This window comes from Mesorhizobium sp., assembly GCF_017306585.1.
GTDB lineage: Bacteria > Pseudomonadota > Alphaproteobacteria > Rhizobiales > Rhizobiaceae > Mesorhizobium.
This window is the reverse complement of the sequence record NZ_JAFKIC010000250.1, coordinates 1-16720: the sequence shown is the minus strand read 5'-3', so window position 1 is coordinate 16720 and position 16720 is coordinate 1. Positions and strand designations below refer to the sequence as shown.

14 protein-coding genes are annotated in these 16720 nt (G+C 64.1%); 3 read left to right on the top strand and 11 right to left on the bottom strand.

All coding sequences use genetic code 11. The features are described 5' to 3' along the window. From J0I79_RS30025 to J0I79_RS30015, 3 genes are all read right to left on the bottom strand, one after another. A partial coding sequence (locus tag J0I79_RS30025; RefSeq protein WP_292868053.1) for a DapH/DapD/GlmU-related protein occupies positions 1–604 on the bottom strand: 604 nt, incomplete at its 3' end. An 85-nt stretch (positions 605–689) separates the two neighbouring features. Further along, on the bottom strand, positions 690–1193 hold the full coding sequence (locus J0I79_RS30020; protein ID WP_292868050.1) for a CreA family protein: 504 nt from the start codon (positions 1191–1193) through the stop codon (positions 690–692). 62 nt (positions 1194–1255) lie between these two features. Beyond that, positions 1256–1762, bottom strand: coding sequence for a cytochrome b/b6 domain-containing protein (locus J0I79_RS30015; protein ID WP_292868047.1), 507 nt, complete (start codon positions 1760–1762; stop codon positions 1256–1258). Positions 1763–1961: 199 nt separating this feature from the next. Between J0I79_RS30015 and J0I79_RS30010 the strand changes: the two genes are divergently transcribed. Continuing rightward, entirely contained in the window at positions 1962–2540 is a 579-nt protein-coding gene (locus J0I79_RS30010; protein ID WP_292868044.1) for an SCO family protein, read from the top strand. Between the two features lie 12 nt (positions 2541–2552). Further along, positions 2553–3425 (top strand): 50S ribosomal protein L11 methyltransferase, encoded by an 873-nt coding sequence (locus J0I79_RS30005; protein ID WP_292868041.1) that lies wholly within the window; start codon positions 2553–2555, stop codon positions 3423–3425. A gap of 52 nt (positions 3426–3477) precedes the next feature. Here J0I79_RS30005 and J0I79_RS30000 read toward each other — a convergent pair whose 3' ends face one another. Next, positions 3478–6690 carry an autotransporter domain-containing protein gene (locus J0I79_RS30000; protein WP_292868038.1) on the bottom strand — a complete coding sequence of 1071 codons (3213 nt, stop codon included), beginning with the start codon at positions 6688–6690 and terminating at the stop codon, positions 3478–3480. 469 nt (positions 6691–7159) lie between these two features. Between J0I79_RS30000 and J0I79_RS29995 the strand changes: the two genes are divergently transcribed. Next, positions 7160–9004 (top strand): aminopeptidase P family protein, encoded by a 1845-nt coding sequence (locus J0I79_RS29995; RefSeq protein ID WP_292868035.1) that lies wholly within the window; start codon positions 7160–7162, stop codon positions 9002–9004. Positions 9005–9247: 243 nt separating this feature from the next. Here J0I79_RS29995 and J0I79_RS29990 read toward each other — a convergent pair whose 3' ends face one another. The 7 genes from J0I79_RS29990 to J0I79_RS29960 form a co-directional block, all read right to left on the bottom strand. After that, positions 9248–9544: an AzlD family protein gene (locus tag J0I79_RS29990; protein WP_292868032.1), complete on the bottom strand. Its 297-nt coding sequence runs from the start codon at positions 9542–9544 to the stop codon at positions 9248–9250. Beyond that, positions 9541–10272, bottom strand: a complete 732-nt coding sequence (locus J0I79_RS29985) for an AzlC family ABC transporter permease (protein WP_292868029.1) — start codon at positions 10270–10272, stop codon at positions 9541–9543. Before J0I79_RS29985 ends, J0I79_RS29990 begins: the two co-directional genes overlap by 4 nt. A gap of 166 nt (positions 10273–10438) precedes the next feature. Beyond that, positions 10439–11134 carry a TIGR02453 family protein gene (locus J0I79_RS29980; RefSeq protein ID WP_292868026.1) on the bottom strand — a complete coding sequence of 232 codons (696 nt, stop codon included), beginning with the start codon at positions 11132–11134 and terminating at the stop codon, positions 10439–10441. Continuing rightward, entirely contained in the window at positions 11131–13335 is a 2205-nt protein-coding gene (ligA, locus tag J0I79_RS29975) for an NAD-dependent DNA ligase LigA (protein WP_292868023.1), read from the bottom strand. Before ligA ends, J0I79_RS29980 begins: the two co-directional genes overlap by 4 nt. A 106-nt stretch (positions 13336–13441) precedes the next feature. After that, positions 13442–15115 (bottom strand): DNA repair protein RecN, encoded by a 1674-nt coding sequence (gene recN / locus J0I79_RS29970; protein ID WP_292868020.1) that lies wholly within the window; start codon positions 15113–15115, stop codon positions 13442–13444. Between the two features lie 260 nt (positions 15116–15375). Continuing rightward, positions 15376–16248, bottom strand: a complete 873-nt coding sequence (locus J0I79_RS29965; RefSeq protein ID WP_292868017.1) for an outer membrane protein assembly factor BamD — start codon at positions 16246–16248, stop codon at positions 15376–15378. A gap of 262 nt (positions 16249–16510) precedes the next feature. Further along, on the bottom strand, positions 16511–16720 hold a 210-nt coding region (locus tag J0I79_RS29960; RefSeq protein ID WP_292868014.1), incomplete at its 5' end, for a UDP-3-O-acyl-N-acetylglucosamine deacetylase.

The window sequence follows — 16720 nt, the reverse complement described above, 5'->3', positions numbered from 1 at the left end:
CGATCGGCATTTCCTGCATGTCGGGAACCGCCCTGGCGAGTTTTTCAACCGGCCAGTCCCACCAGGCAAGCGCCTCGATCCTTGCCGCGACGTCCGGCGCAAAGCGCGGCCTGAGCGGCTGCGCCGGCACGCCGGCGACAATCGTGTAGGGCGCCACGTCATGCGTCACGACGGCGTTGGCGCCGATGACCGCGCCATTGCCGATAGTGATCCCGGGCATGATCAACGCGCCGTGGCCGACCCAGACATCATGGCCGATGGTCACCGCTTTCGACCGCCGGCGCTCGCGGAACGCGGCGTCGACGCCCAGCCAGCGGAAATACTCGTTCGGCCGGTAGCTGACCTTGTGCTGGGTCAGCCGCTCGATAGGATGTTCCAGCGCGTTGATGCGGCTGTTGGCGGCGATGGAGCAGAATTTGCCGATCCTCGTATAGATCGCTTCCGCATGACGTTCGAAATAGGAGAAGTCGCCGACCACCACCTCGCGCAGCACGACACGTTCGCCGATCGAAGCATAGCGGCCGAGCTTGCAACCCTTCAGCTCCGCGGTCGAGTGAATGCGCGGTTCGGAATCCTTGGCGACGAGATCTTCGGAACGCTCCATGCCGGCGGCTTTACGTCAGAGCAATTGCTCCCGCAAGGCAGGAGCAACCATCCGCCATACCAATTGCCGCGAAGAGACGCGTCGCCTATTTCGGCTTGCCTTTGCTCCACACGACGTTCTGGCCATAAAGCGGCACCGTCGTCACCGACATCTTCGCCGAACCGTTCTGGACCTGGCGCGAGTGCGACAGGTAGATCAGCGTCTCATTCTTCTTGTCGTAGATGCGGTTAACCACCTGCTTCTTCCAGATCAGGCTGAGGCCCTGCTTGAACACCTCCTCGCCGCCCTCGCTCATGTCGATATCGCCTATGGTGATCGGGCCCGTCTGGCGGCACGAGATCGAGGAATCGCTGGGGTCCTCGAACCAGTTGCCCTTGTGCAGGCGGTCGATGACGCTTCGGTCGAAATAGGCGACATGGCAGGTCACCCCATCGACCTTCGGGTCCTTGATCGCGTCGACCATGATGTCGTTGCCGACCCAGTCGACGCCGACCTTGCCGACTTCCTCGGCGGCGGCGGCACCGGCGCCAAGCACGACACACGCGGCCAAAACGCCGCCGACCAGTTTTCGTACAATCGGCTTTTGCAAGGGAATCTCCTGCGGTTCGAGTTCGCCGGTTTCAGGTGGGACGCGGTGCGGGGTATTGCAAGTCAGGCCTGCCGCAACGAAAGCATTCGCCGCAGCACATCGGTTTTGAGGACGAAGTGCTGAAACAAGGCTCCGGCCGTGTGCAGCAGCACGACATAGAGCAGGATATCCTTGCCCAGCACATGCGCCAGCCCCGCCCCCGCCACGTTGAAGAACCAGGCGGCGATGCCCGAGAGCGGCAGGAGGAAGATCAGGGCGTAGATGACGAAATGCGTCGCCTTGGCCAGCAGTTGCAGGGCGGGATGTTCCATGCCGGAAACCGGCGGGACACCGCGCGTCCCCCTGAGCCAAAGCCGCCAACAGGCAAGGACAAGAACCGCAAGGCCAAGCGCGACGTGCATATAGGCCATGGGGATATCGCTCGCGGCCGCCTCCTGCCCCCGGCGAAACGCACGCCACACATGCTCCATCCCGTCATGCGCGAGGAATTGCACGAGAATCAGCAGCGCGATGCTCCAGTGCAGCACGACCTGGGCTCTCGAATAGGTCGTTACTCCTGCGTCTGGCATGAGGCTGCTCCTCCACGGCGCGGTCCCGGGTGAGAAGACGCCATTTGACCTACAGAACCGACTTTGATGACGACATCATGGCTGGTTGCGGCAAGACGGCATCTTTGCGCGCCCCCGGTCGAGCCGCTAAGACTGTTCGCCGAACAAACGATTTCGCGGCCCGAACCGCACCCACGAACTTCATGGCGGACTTCAACTGATGATGCGTTCCATCCTGATCGGCATTCTCGTCCTGATGGCGGCGGGCATCGGCTGGCTGACCTTCGACTTCTATCGCGGCCATTATGGCGGCGAACCCTTCGGCGCTCCCTTCACACTGGTCGACCAGACCGGTGCGCCGATTACCGAGGCCGCGTTCAGGGGCCAGCCCAGCGTCGTCTTCTTCGGCTTCACCCATTGCCCGGAAGTCTGCCCGACGACGCTGTTCGAACTGAGCGGCTGGCTGAAGACGCTCGGCGACGACGGCAAGAACCTGCGCGCCTATTTCGTGTCGATCGATCCGGCACGCGACACGCCTGAAGTCATGAAGGCCTATGTCGGTAATTTCTCCGACCGCATCACCGGCATATCGGGCGACCCCGACAAGGTGTACGCCATGGCCAAGTCGTTCGGCATCTACTGGAAGAAGGTGGACACCGGCGACGGCGACTACACGATGGACCACACCGCCTCGGTGCTGCTGCTCAACAGCAAGGGCGACTTCGCTGGAACGATCGCCTATGGCGAAAGCGCCGGCACCGCCGTGGAGAAGTTGAAGCGCCTTGCCGCGAAGGGTTGATAAAGAAACCACATGACCCAGACGCGGCTCCATTTCACCACCGGAAAGATCGAGGCGGATCGCATCTTCGCGGCGCTCGAAACCGCCTTCGAGGATGAAGGCCTGCCGATCGCCGTCCTGGAGGTCGACGAGGATCGCGACATCCACGAAGTCTCGCTCTACGCCGATGGCGACGTCGATGCGGTGGAAGCGCGGGTGAAGGACATTCTCGCCGGTCTTTCCCTGTCGAAACCGGTTGAGCGCGAGGCGCTGCCCGACATCGACTGGGTCGCGCGCTCGCTGGAGGGTTTGAAGCCGGTGCGCGCCGGGCGATTCTTCGTCCATGGCGCGCATGACCGCAGGAAGCGCCACCCAGGCGAACTCGCCATCGAGATCGAAGCCGGTCTCGCCTTCGGCACCGGCCATCACGGCACAACGGCCGGCTGCCTGGAAATGCTGGAGAAAGTCGTGCGGCGCGAGCATCCGCGCAACGCGCTCGACCTCGGCACCGGCAGCGCCGTGCTGGCGATCGCGGTAGCGAAACTCGCCCATATCCCCGTACTCGCCACCGACATCGACCCGGTGGCGGTCCGGGTCGCGGCCGCCAATGCGCGGTTGAACCACGTCAAGGCACTCATCGAGACGGTGACCGCGCCGGGCTTTCATCATCCGATCTTTGCCAGGCGCGCGCCCTTCGACCTGATCGTCGCCAACATATTGGCGCGGCCCTTGATGCGTCTTGCTCCACAAATGGCAGCGCATATCGCGCTGGGCGGCTCGATCGTGCTGTCAGGCATTCTGGACCGCCAGCGCGACGCCGTCGTCTCGGCCTATGTCGGCCAGAACTTCCGCCACGTCCGTACCCTTCACCGCGAAGGCTGGGTGACGATCCATCTCAAGCACTGAGGAAGTGTCGAGACAGGCCACTTCTCGCGGCCCTGCCTCGACATGCTCTTACTCAGAACTTGATGCCCAGATTGGCCTTGAAGCCATTGTCGAAGGCGTCAGGCCCGAACTGTCCGGCATAGGACAGGCCAAGCGTGGCGTTGTGCGCCAGTTGAACGTCGAAGCCCGCCTCGACCAGCATCGCATCCCTGGCGATCGGCACGCCGGCAATGGTGAAATTGTCACCGCCGGCAAAGGCGACGGTCGAAAGCGGCGTCACGTCGCCATAGGCATGGCGCCAGCCGAACATGCCGCGCGCGGTCGCCGCCACGCCGCCGATGGTGACATCCGTGGAAGCCCGCACGCCGAGCGTGGTGAAGGTCGCATCCGTGGTCGAGCTACCGCTGGTCAGCGCCGCGGCGCCACCTGTTTCGGTGAAGCCATCCGTGTGCAGGTTCACGTAAGCGAGGTTGGCGAAGGGCTCGAAGGCGAACGGCCCGGCATCGGTCTTGTAGGCCAGTTCGCCGAAGGCCTGCGCCGTGCCGGCATCGTAGTCCGCCGACAGGCTGTCGCTGAAGCCCTGGAACGCGACTGAACGCGAGGTCGAAATCCGGTTCCAGGTGTAGGCGGCGCCGGTGCGGAAGGCGATGGCGCCCCAGTTGGTCCCGCCATAAAGGCCGAGATGATAATTGTCGCTGTCGCCCGACGAGTGCCGATCGTCGGCGTTGAAGCTGGTGCGGCTGTAGCCGCCGACCACGCCGATCCGCCAATTCCCCACGGCACCGTCGGCGCCCGCCAGAAGACCGCCGATGTTGCGGTCGAAGGCCGCGGCGTTACCGTCGCTATCGGTGCCGCCCCAGGAGCCGAAGCCCTGCGTCCAGAAGGCGAAGCGGTCCGTGTCTGCCGCGACCGGCTGGATGCCGTCCTCGCCATAGGCCATGACCGGCAGCGAAGCCGTCTTGCCGCTGTCGCCGAAGGCGGCGCGCAGGCGCGCCGTCACCGCGTCCTGCAGGAAATGGCTGTCCTGCACCAGCATGCCCTTGGCCGAAGCATGGATTTCACCCGAAAGCTGGTCGAAGGCGGCTTGGGCCGCCGCATCGCTCGGCAAGCCGAGAATAGCCGTGATCAGGGCGCTGCCGGCGGCGCTGTCCAGGCCTTGGCCCGTCGCGATCTGGTTCGGTGTCTCGCCGGCCGAGGCAAAACTCTTCGACTTGGTGACATCGACGTAGACGTTCTTCGTATCCTCATCGAGGGTGAGGCTGAGGAAGTTGGAAATGACGGGATCGGAATCCAGCGTGAATTGTCCGGTGACGCCGCCCGCCGCCGAGAGCACCGTATAGCGCGCGCCAGGCACATAGGCGCCGGCATCGAGCTTGGCCACCGTCAAACCGGCGTTGGGGGTGATGGTAGCGGTGCCCGATGCAGCGATCAGGTCGGACGCGCCGGTGGAGTTCAGCTCGACCGCATAAGTCGATCCGGCAGCGAAACTCGCATTGCCGCTGACGGTGAGCGTGCCGATCGCGTTCTTGCCAGGCTCGACCGTGCCCTTGGCCACGAGGCCACCGACCGTGCCGTCGCCCCCAACTATGGCGCCGCTGTCGACCGTCACCACGGAACCGCCGAGATTGCCGGTCACCAGCAAAGTACCCGCCTTGACCTCGGTCGCACCGGAGAATGTGCTGCTGTTACCGAAGAGCTCGAAGACGCCGCTTCCGGCCTTGGCGAGCCCGCCCGTGCCGGTAAGGTTGCCGGAAAACACCGTCGATTTATCCGTGCCGCCCGTCGTCAACGTCGCCGAACCGGTGGCGACCGTTCCCGCGCCGGCGAGCGAGCCGATCACCTGGCTGAAATTGTTCAGCGACAGTGTCGCGCCGGTCTCGACCGTATAGGCGCTGTTGGCGCTGAAGACATTGGTAGCGTCGGCCTTGAGCGTACCTTGGGCTACGTCGGTGGCCGTGGCGTAGGTGTTATTGCCGGCAAAACCGCTCACCGTCAGCGTGCCGGTGCCAGTCTTGATGAAAGTGCCGGTCGGCGTGTCGTTGTCGCCCATGCTCGCGCTGGTGCTGACGTCGAACCCTTGCGTGTCGATGGTGCCGCCTGTGGGACCGAACAGGAAGGACACATTGGCCAAGGCGACACTGGCCCCCGCCTGCAGCGTGCCGCCATTCAGCGTAATCGGCCCCGAACCCAGCGCATCGCCGGTCGTGACCTGAATCGTTCCCCCGTTGATTATTGCGCCCCCGATGTCGTTGTTATTCGTCAGGATGAGTTTACCCGCCCCGGTTTTGAAGATCGGCGCGGTATCGCTCACATTGGTGATCTGGCCGGAATAGGTGGCCGTTCCAGTACCGACATGGATGGTCTCGCCAACATCCACATTGAGGGCGTTGGCGATAGTGATCCCGTCCTGGATGTCGATGGTCGTCTGGTTGTAGGCGTTGAACACTCCCGTTCCCAGCGCATTGTTGTTGCCGAGGCTGAGCGTGCCGCCATAGAGGTTGGTGCCGCCTGTGTAGCTGCTCGCGCCCGTCAGCGTCAGCGTACCGGCTCCTACCTTGGAGAGGGACAGTGTGCCGTTCTGCTGCTGGATCTGGCCGTTGAGCGTCGTGCTCGTGCCCAGCGCACCGATCTCGAAGGTGGCGAACGAGCCGGTCGTTCCAGAATAGGTAAGGTCGCCCGATCCTTCGACGGAGCCCAGGGCCAGCGTGCCGGAGCCTGAAAAGCCGATAGAACCGCCATTGAGCACAAATTTCGCGTTCGCACCCGAGGCTGTACCCGTATAGAAAGCCAAGCCCCCATAGGCATTGACGGTGTAGACGACATTCGAACCGGCATCGGCGCCCCAAAAATTGATGAAGGACCCCGCTCCACTGCTGGAGTTGCCGGTGACAGTAAAGTTCTGGGTCACGCCGGAGGTGTTGCTGACCCCGCCATAGATGTTCAGGTAGGCCGTATTGGAGACGTTCACCGTATAGGCGCTACTGGGATCGTTGAACGTTATGGTGCCGGCAGCGTAATAGCCGGCGGGATAAGGTGTATCGAAATTGACGGTCGTGGTTCTCGCGCCCGAGCCGAAAATCACGGGTGCGGCGTTTGAATTCGGCGCGGTGCCCCCGGTCCAGTTGGCTCCCAACGTATAGTCGGAACTGGTGGCACCGGTCCATTGCTGCGCCGCGGCCGGAGCCGCCATCAACGCCAGTCCGGCCAGCGCCGTGCCCATCAGCAGGCTTCGCCGCCACGCGCCATGGCTCATGCCGATCCTACCGGACAATGTGGAACAGTTCATGCTTCGCCCCATATTCTGCGCCCGCCCCACGGGCATACACGGTATGCTACGATCTCGATTGAAGAGTGCGATGAGCGTCGCGCCGGCGGAACCAGCGCTTGCCCGTTCGGATCATTTATCGGGAGTGCGCGTCGGGTCGAGCCTGACATCGATTGGCCAAACGCGATCTGTGATTTCCGGTATTCACAAACGCCCTCCGAAAACGACTTCGATCGGAAGGCCCCCGCCCGTCCGCCCCAAGAAACCGCGATACAAATAGCTCGCCGTGCAGATTAGCGCACGCTCAAAAGTCGACGCCCGCCGACTTTTTCTGATCACGATTGCGAGACAGGCCGGCCCTTCACACTGCCCTGGACCAAGCCCATTGCGTTGTCAGCATGGCGCTGCTGTAGCAGTTTGCGCCGGCTGGAAATCGATTCCGATTTCCCTGTCCATAGGCTACGGTCGCGCAGCTATCAGGAGGCCCACCATGTTCCAGACCTTCGATTCCGCGGGCGACCCGGCCGTCGGCAAGCCGCGCGTGGCGCTGTTGCGCAAATGGCTGGAAGCCAATGGTCTCGACGGCTTCATCGTTCCACGCGCCGACGAGCACCAGGGCGAATATGTCGCCGACCGCTCGGCGCGATTGAAGTGGCTGACCGGCTTCAGCGGCTCGGCAGGCGTCGCCATCGTGCTGCGCGACCGCGCCTTCATCTTCGTCGACGGCCGCTACACGCTGCAGGTTCGCAACGAGGTCGATCTCGACATTTTCGCGGTTGAAAGCCTGGTCGACAATCCGCCCGCTGTCTGGCTGAAGGACAATCTCGGCAAGGGCGCGCGGCTGGGTTTCGATCCCTGGCTGCACACGATCAGCGAGGTCAAGGCGCTGCAGGCTTCGGCCGACAAGACCGGCGCCGTGCTGGTGCCGCTCGACAGGAATCCCATCGACATCATCTGGAAGGATCAGCCGGCGGCGCCGGTGACCCCGGTCGAACTGCACCCGATCGGCTTTGCCGGTGAGCTGGCCAAGGACAAGCTTGCGCGGCTGGCGACCGCCATCGCCAAGGAAGGCGCCACCCATGCGGTGCTGACCGACCCCTCCTCCATCGCCTGGGCCTTCAACATCCGTGGCGGCGACGTTCCGCACACGCCGCTGGCGCTCGGCTTTGCCATACTGGCGGCCGATGGTTCGCATCAGCTGCTCATGGACAAGCGCAAGTTTTCGCGTCAGGTCGCCGCCTACCTCACCCAGCTCGCCGACCTGCATGAGCCGGGCGAGTTCGAGGCGGCGATCGTGGCGCTCGCGAAGAGTGGTGCGAAAATCGCGCTCGACCCGGTGCTGGCGGCGGACAGGCTGCGCATGCTGGTCGAGGACAATGGCGGCACGGTGGTTGCCGCGCCGGATCCAGCCCGCATACCGCGCGCCACCAAGAACCAGGCTGAAATCGCCGGCAGCCGCGCCGCGCATCGCCGCGACGGCGCTGCCGTCGCCAAGCTTCTGTGCTGGCTGGAGCGCCAGAAGCCCGGTTCGCTCGACGAGATCGCCGTGGTCACCAAGCTCGAAGAGGTTCGCCGGCAGACCGGCGAGGAAACCCAGATGCCGCTGCGCGACGTCTCCTTCGACACCATTTCCGGCGCCGGCCCGAACGGCGCCATCATGCACTACCGCGTGTCGCGCGCCACCAGCCGCAAGCTCCAGGCCGGTGAATTGTTCCTGCTCGATTCCGGCGCGCAATATCAGGATGGCACCACAGATATCACCCGCACCGTGCCGATCGGCCAGCCTTCGGAAGAAATGCGCGAACGTTTCACGCTGGTGCTGAAAGGCATGATCGGCATTTCGACGCTGCGTTTCCCGGCTGGCACGCGCGGCTCCGAGATCGACGCCGTCGCGCGCATGGCGCTGTGGAAGCATGGCTGCGATTTCGCCCATGGCACCGGCCACGGCGTCGGCTCGTATCTGGCCGTGCATGAAGGCCCTCAGCGTATCGCCCGCACCGGCACGGAAAAACTGCTCGAGGGCATGATGCTGTCCAACGAGCCGGGCTATTACAAGGAAGGTTCCTACGGCATCCGGATCGAGAACCTCATCCTGGTGACGCCGGCCGACCAGATCGAGGGCGGCGACATCGCCATGCACGGCTTCGAGACGCTGACGCTGGCGCCGATAGACAAGCGCCTGGTGCGCACGGATCTGCTTAACCGCGACGAACTGCACTGGCTCGACGCCTACCACGCCCGCGTGCTGGCCGAGATCGGCCCGATGCTCGACGGCGAGACATTGGCCTGGCTGGAGAAAGCGGCGGCCCCGCTGCCGCACGACGCCAAGATTTGAAATAAGCATATTCAGCTTGGAAGGCTGACGCTGCCCCTCATCCGCCTGCCGGCACCTTCTCCCCGTATAGTGACGGGGAGAAGGCATCCAGCCGCGAGGGCTCGCGCCAGTTCTTCTGTAACGATGGTGGTTAGCGAAATCGTATGTGACAGGGTGTCTTTCTCCCCGTCTCTATACGGGGAGAAATGCCCGGCAGGGCAATGAGGGGCAGCGCCCGCGTTCGGAGCAATCGCGCCAGCAAGACTACCCGACGAACTGCCGCGCCATGATCAACACCGCCGCCCCGGCCAAGAACATCGCCATCAGGCCACCGCGCAGCGAAACCAGCGCCGTGACAACCAGTGCCGCCCATTCCGCCGGCCCGGCGTTCAGCAGCTCCGGCGCCACCAGCGTCGTCAGCACCGCCGCCGGCACGGCATTGAGGCCGGCCTCGACGCGCGGATGGATGTTTTCGAAGCGGGAGATGACGAGATGCCCGCCGATGCGCGTCAGATAGGTCGCGATCGCGCCGGCGATGATGATCCAGAAGGTCGTGCTCATCGTTTTGCCTCCACGCCGCTGTGATGGGGCGGCAGGATGACCGCCAGCAGCACGCCGGCGATGGCGCCGATCGAGACATGCCAGGGCGAACCCACCGTCTTGTAGGCGATGATCGAGGCACAGCCGCTGGCGATGACCACCGGCAGCCAAAGCGGCCGCTTGCGGAAGCCCATGACAAGCCCAAGGAAGTAGATCGGCAGCAGGAAATCGATGCCCAGCGCATGCGTGTCGGGGATCAGCTTGCCGAATACCGCCCCGAGCGCGCTTTCCACGATCCAGAACAGATAGACCGGCAGGCCAAGTCCAAGATACCAGGCGAAGCCGACAGTCTGGCCGGACTGCGCCCGCGCCTCGGCGACCGCGAACTGCGGGTCGGTGAGGATGAAATAGCCGAGCGCTTGGCTGATGACGGGCCAATGCGCGATGCGCCGGCCGATGCCGGCGGAATAAAGCACATGGCGGAAGTTCACCGCGAAGATCGACAGCACGATCAGCCATGGCGCGACATGCTGGCCGAACAGCTGGATGCCGACCATCTGGCTGGCGCCGCCATAGATCAGCGCGCTCATCAGGAAGGCTTCGAGGACCGAGAAGCCCTGGTCCACCGCAAGCGCCCCGAACAGCACCGCGAACGGCGCCGACGCCACCACCACAGGCATGGACAGCCGCACGCCCTGCCAGAAATCGCTTTTTGTACTGCTGCTCTCTGAGATTACGTCCGCCGCCATCGACCACTCCGATGCATGTCGCCCAAAAGTGCCTAGCGGTTTTGGGATAACGACATGCGCATCAACAAGGAGTGGCGGTATTTAGGAGGCGCACCCTGCCTTGTCACACGAATTCGCTTGAGCCAAACGATCAGCGGAAATGATCGTCGGCCCGTTGCGGCAGCGCTCAGTCCTTCCGCAATTTGCCTTCGATCGCCCTGCCCCAGTCGAGCAACGGCCTTGCACGCACGGTGAAATCGACGAGCTCGTCGACCAGGTCAGGCCCATGGATCCGATCGGCATCGATCGCGTGGCGGACGGCGAAGTGCCGGCTGCGGATCGCGGCGACGAGATCCTTGTCCGTCACCTGTTCGAAACCGCGCGGCGTGCGTTTCATGGCGCCTTCCGCATCGAGTTCGAGGCCATTCTTCTTCAGCGACTTCACCATGGCGCGAAACGCCTCGGGCCAGGTTTCGATGGCGCGGCGCATCGACAAGAGCAGCGCCGCCTCCGGCTGCCACCAGGCGACGCCGGCAAAGCAGCCCTCCAGCCCGATATGGATGTAGAACACGCCCTGCACCGCCTTGCTGCCGTCCGGAGACAGGATGGCGGAGACATGCCTGTTATAGGGGCGCTTATCCCTGGCGAAACGCACGTCGCGGTTGATGCGGAACAGCGACTTCCGGCGATCGCCGCGCAGACCAAGACCAGCTTCGGTGAAACGCCGCGTCAGCGTGTCGACGAGATCGCCGAGCGGATCGCGCAATTCCGTTTCGTACAGGTCGCGATTCTCCAGGAACCATTCGCGGCTCTGGTGGAAGTCGAGCGCCTTCAGGAACGGGATTGCCTTTGGGCCAAACCCTTTGAACGCGCCGTCGCTCACGCCTTGCCAACCCGTTGCAGCCAGGTGTCTTCGTCGATGACCTCGACGCCGAGTTCACCGGCAAGCTTGAGCTTGGAGCCGGCGCCCGGGCCTGCCACCAGCAGGTCGGTCTTGGCCGACACCGAGCCTGCCACCTTGGCGCCGAGGCGCTCGGCCATCGCCTTGGCCTCCGAGCGGGTCATCTTTTCCAGCGTACCGGTGAAGACGATCGTCTTGCCGGCAACCTCGCTGTCGGTCGACACGGTGACTATGTACGGCTTCGGCCTGACCTGCTCGAGCAGCCGGTCGAGCACGTCGTCATTGCGCTGATTGCCGAAGAAATCGCACAGCGCGTCTATCACCGTGTCGCCAATGCCGTTGATCGACGGGAAGACTGTGTGCGGATCCTCGGCGGCGGCCGTTTCCTTGCCGACGCGGATCACCTCCTCGATGGTCGAGAAAGTTCGCGCCAGCACCGCTGCCGTGGTTTCGCCGATATGGCGGATGCCGAGGGCGAAGATGAAGCGGTCGAGCTCCGGCTCGCGGCGCGCATCGATCGCGGCAAACAGCTTGTCTAGGCCTTCATAATTGCGGTCCTCGACGCCGCGCACATTCTTGCGCGTCTTGCCGGACGCCGCTTCGCGCTGCCTGGCCTGCTCCTCGCGCCGCTCGGCCAGCGCCTTGGTCACGGCGGGACGGCGATCTCTCAGCGTGAAGATGTCGGCGGCGGTCTTGACCAGCCCCGAATTGAAGAACAGGTCGATGTTTTCCGCGCCCAGCCCCTCAATGTCCAAGGCGCCGCGCGACACGAAGTGGCGCAGTCTTTCCACGGCCTGCGCCGCGCAGATCAACTCGCCGGTGCAGCGGCGGCGCGAATCCTCCTTGCCGGTCTTCTCGTTGATCTCGCGCGTCGCCGGCGAACCGCACACCGGACAGGTATGCGGAAATTCGTAAGGCACGGCGCTGGCCGGACGCTTGTCGATGACGACGCTGACGATCTGCGGAATGACATCGCCCGCCCGCTGGATCACCACCGTGTCGCCGATGCGCACGTCGACGCCGTCGCGGATCGGCAAGCCGTTGCTGTCGAAACCCTTGATGTAGTCTTCATTGTGCAGCGTGACGTTCTCGACCACGACGCCGCCGACCGTCACCGGCGCCAGCCGCGCGACCGGCGCCAGCGTGCCGGTGCGGCCGACCTGGATGTCGATCTTCTCCACCGTCGTCATCGCCTGCTCGGCCGGGAATTTGTGGGCAACCGCCCAGCGCGGCTCGCCGGTGACGAACCCCCAGCGGCGCTGCAGCTCCAACTGGTCGACCTTGTAGACGACACCGTCTATGTCGTAGCCGAGCGACGAGCGCTGCTCCTCGATCCGATGGTACTGCGCGATCAGGTCCTCCACCGACTTCGCACGCACCATCAAGGGGCTGATCTTGAACCCCCACTCGGCGAATTTCTGCACCGCCTCGTACTGTGTCGGCGCTGGATCCGCCGTGGTATATCCCCAGGCATAGGCGAAGAATTTCAGGTTGCGGCTGGCGGTTACGGAGGCATCCTTCTGGCGCAGCGACCCGGCGGCCGTGTTGCGCGGATTGACGTAGTCCTGGCCGCCCACGGCGGCCGAACGCGCTTTCAGCGCCTCGAATTCCGCATAGGTCATGTAGACCTCGCCGCGTATCTCGATCGTGTCGGGCCAGCCCGAACCTTTCAGCTTCGCCGGAATGTCGGCGATTGTCCTGAGATTGGCGGTAATGTCCTCGCCGACGGCGCCGTCGCCGCGCGTCGCGCCCTGCACGAACACGCCCTTCTCGTAGCGCAGCGAAGCCGACAGGCCGTCGATCTTCGGTTCGGCCGTGAAAGCAATGTCGAGATCCTTGTCGCGGTCGAAGAAGCGCCTGCCGCGCTCGATGAAATCGGTGACATCCTCATCGGTATAAGCCTTGGCGAGGCTGAGCATCGGCACGGCGTGGCGCACCTTGGCAAATCCTTCCGCCGGCGCGGCCCCTACGCGCAGCGACGGCGAATCTTCTCGCACCAGGCCGGGAAAGCGCTCCTCGATGGCGAGGTTGCGCCGCCGCAGCGCATCGTACTCGGCGTCGGTAATCGTTGGCGCGTCTTCGGTGTGATAGCGGCGGTCGTGTTCCGCGATCTCGGCCGCCAGTTGCTTGAGCTCATCCGCGGCCTCGCTCTCGCTGAGCGAATCGACAGGTTTCTCGGCCATGCTTCTCTTCCCCGGACAATGGTGGGTCACAATAGATCAGGATTTTGGGAAAATCATTCCTGGACAGCAGGATGGAGCCATATCCTGACTCGCTCCCTGACGCCGGCTAGGCGGCGTTCGTATTCTCGCGCAGCAGCCGCTCGGCGGCGGCGCGCGCCTCGTCGGTGATGGTGGCGCCGGCTAGCATGCGCGCGATCTCTTCCTGCCGCGCCGGCCTGTCCATCTCGGCAATCCCGGTCGCCACGCGGTCGGTACTGCCCGACTTCGAGATCAGGAAATGCGTCGCCGCGCGCGCCGCCACCTGTGGGGCGTGGGTGACCGAAAGCACCTGCACGCGCTTCGACAGCCGCGCCAGCCGCTGGCCGATAGCGTCGGCAACGGCGCCACCCACCCCGGTGTCGATCTCGTCGAAGACCAGCGTCGGCGCCGAGCCACGATCGGCCAGCGCCACCTTCAGCGCCAGGAGGAAACGCGACAGCTCGCCACCGGAAGCCACCTTCATCATCGGCCCGGGCCGCGTGCCGGGGTTGGTGCGCACCCAGAACTCGATCTGATCGACGCCCTCTTCCATGCGGTTTTCGGCCTCGCTCTTCATCTCCACGATGAAGGCCGCCCGTTCGAGCTTGAGCGCCGGCAGTTCGGCCATGACGGCCTTGGTCAGGCCAGCCGCTGCGGCGTGGCGCAGCGAGGAAAGCTGCGCGGCGGCAATGTCATAGGCCTCGCGCGATGCGGCCGCTTGCTTCTCCAGCCCGTGCAGGCGGCCCTCGCCGGCATCGAGATCGGCAAGGTCGGCCGACATGGTGTCGCGCAATTGCGCCAGATCGTCGACGGCCACACTGTGCTTGCGCGAGGCGGCGCGCAGTGAAAACAGCCGCTCCTCGGCCTTCTCCAGCCGCTGCGGGTCATATTCGGTGGCGCGCAATGCCGCCTCGACGCCCGACTGTGCGGCATCGAGCGACAGCATCGCCTCGTCCAGCGACTTCACGACATCGTCCAGCAGACCGGGCGCTTCGCCGGCCTTGCGCTGCAGGCGCCTCAAGAGGCTCGCCAGTTGCGGCAGGGGCGATGATGGGCCCGACAGCACATCCTGCGCGTCATGGATTTCGGAAGCGATCTTCTCGGCGCGCATCATATGGGCGCGCAGTTCGGCAAGCTCCGTCTCTTCGCCGGGCTGCGGGTCGAGCTTGGTCAGCTCGGCGACCGCGGCGCGCAGATAGTCGGCCTCGCGCGCGGCGGCAGCCACCTTGGCGCGGTGCCGCGTCAGCTCCTGTTCGCAGGCGCGCCAGTGCCGCCATGCCTCGCCCGTCGAGCGGACGACACCGAGATGGCCACCGAAAGCGTCGAGCACATCGCGGTGCGCGCCGGGATCGACCAGGGCGCGCTCGTCATGCTGGCCATGGATCTCGACCAGCGCATGGCCGACATCGCGCATCAGCGTCACGCTGGACGGCTGGTCGTTGACGAAGACGCGGGTGCGGCCGTCCGCCGTCTGCACCCGGCGCAGGATGACGTCGCCGTCATCCTCGATGGCGTTTTCGGCAAGCAGCGCGCGCACCGGGTGGTTGCGCGGCACGTCGAACACCGCGATGACCTGGCCTTGCACCGCGCCATGGCGCACCAGCGAGGCATCGCCGCGTGCGCCGAGCGCCAGCGAGAGCGCATCGAGGAGGATGGATTTACCGGCGCCGGTTTCGCCGGTCAGCACGGACAGGCCGGGCTGGAAATCGATGTCCAGCTTCTCGATCAGGACGATATCGCGGATCGACAGTCTGGATAGCATCAGAACCCGAACCTATCGCATGTCGCCCCAAAAGCGGATTCGGTGTGGGGCAACGACATGCACGAAAAACAAAAAACGCGGCGCGGCACGCGGGGGTGGAGTCGCAGCGCCGCACTATCTTTTTGTTTGAGCTTCGGATCAATCCGAAAAAGCGCGTCTCCGCGACGCGCCTTGGAGCAATTCCACGAAAAGTGTGTAGCGGTTTTCCGTCCGAAATTGCTCAAAACAGAGAATTAGAGCGGCTGAGCCGCTCTACACGATCAAGCGCCGGTGATGAGCTTGCCTGCCTTGGAGATCCACGATCCGGCATTCTCGCGCGGCGCAAGCCCGTTGCTCTGCAGGAGCTTGTAGGAATCCTTGTACCACGGGCTGTCCGGATAGTTGGTGCCAAGCACCGCGGCGGCCGTCTGGGCCTCCGAGGTCAGCCCCATCGCGTAATAGCTTTCGGTGAGACGGGCGAGCGCTTCCTCCACATGGCGCGTGTTGGAGTAATTCTCCACCACTGTGCGGAAGCGCTTGACGGCGGCGATGTATTCGCGCCGTTCCAGATAATAGCGGCCGACCTGCATCTCCTTGCCGGCGAGCTGGTCATTGGCGAAGCGCATCTTCTCCTTGGCGTCGTCGACATATTCCGAATTCGGCCAGCGGGTGACCAGATCCTGCATCGTCTGCAGCGTCTGGCGTGCTTCCTTCTGGTCCTGCGTCACATCCTTGATCTGCTTGTAATAGCTGAGACCAATGATGTACTGCGCATAGGGGGCGTCATCCGTGGACGGATAAAGCGCCAGATAGCGCTTGGCCGACGAGATCGCATCGTCGTAACTGCCCTTCCGGTAGTCGGCGAACGCGCCCATCACCATCGATTTGCGGGCCCATTCCGAATAAGGGTGCTGACGGTCGACCGCGTCGAACTTCTTGCTCGCCTCGTCCAGGCGCCCCGCATTCATGTTGGCGAGGCCCTGATTGTAGAGGACGTCGGCCGGCTCGGTCTGGTCGACATAGGTCGACAGATTGATGTCTTTCTCCGGCGACGACATGCAGGCCGACAGAAAGAGCGATGGAACAACCAGCGAAAGCGCCAGAAGGGCAGACCGCTGCGGCGCTTTCGATTGACCGACTCGCTTGAACAACATGATTGGATTGCGCCCTTTCGGCGTTATTTTAATGCCTCTTGCATGCTGTTGTCCCAAAACTGGTCCCCACTTTTGAGCGACATGCACTAATCGACGGCAGCAGCCATAAACCATAACCGCCTTGCCGGGCAACGCTATCTCCGGCCAATCGCGCATTTTTGTGGCGGTGAGCGGCCGCCCGGATATCCACACGATTTCGCTGGCCGATGGTGCATTCATGCAACACCGCACCCGTCATGATATCCGGAAAAGATGAAGAGAATCAGATCATCCAGGGCGCGTAGAGCGGCGCGCTGACCGCGCTCATCTCTGCGGCGCGGCCACGCTCGCGGCGCGTCGTCTCGACGATCTCGAAGGCTGTCCGGTCCGACAGCAAGCGCCGCAACGCGGCCGCGTTCAGCCGGTGGCCACCGCGATAGGAGCGGAAACAGCCGATGAAACGGGCTCCGGCCAGCGCCAGGTCACCCATGGC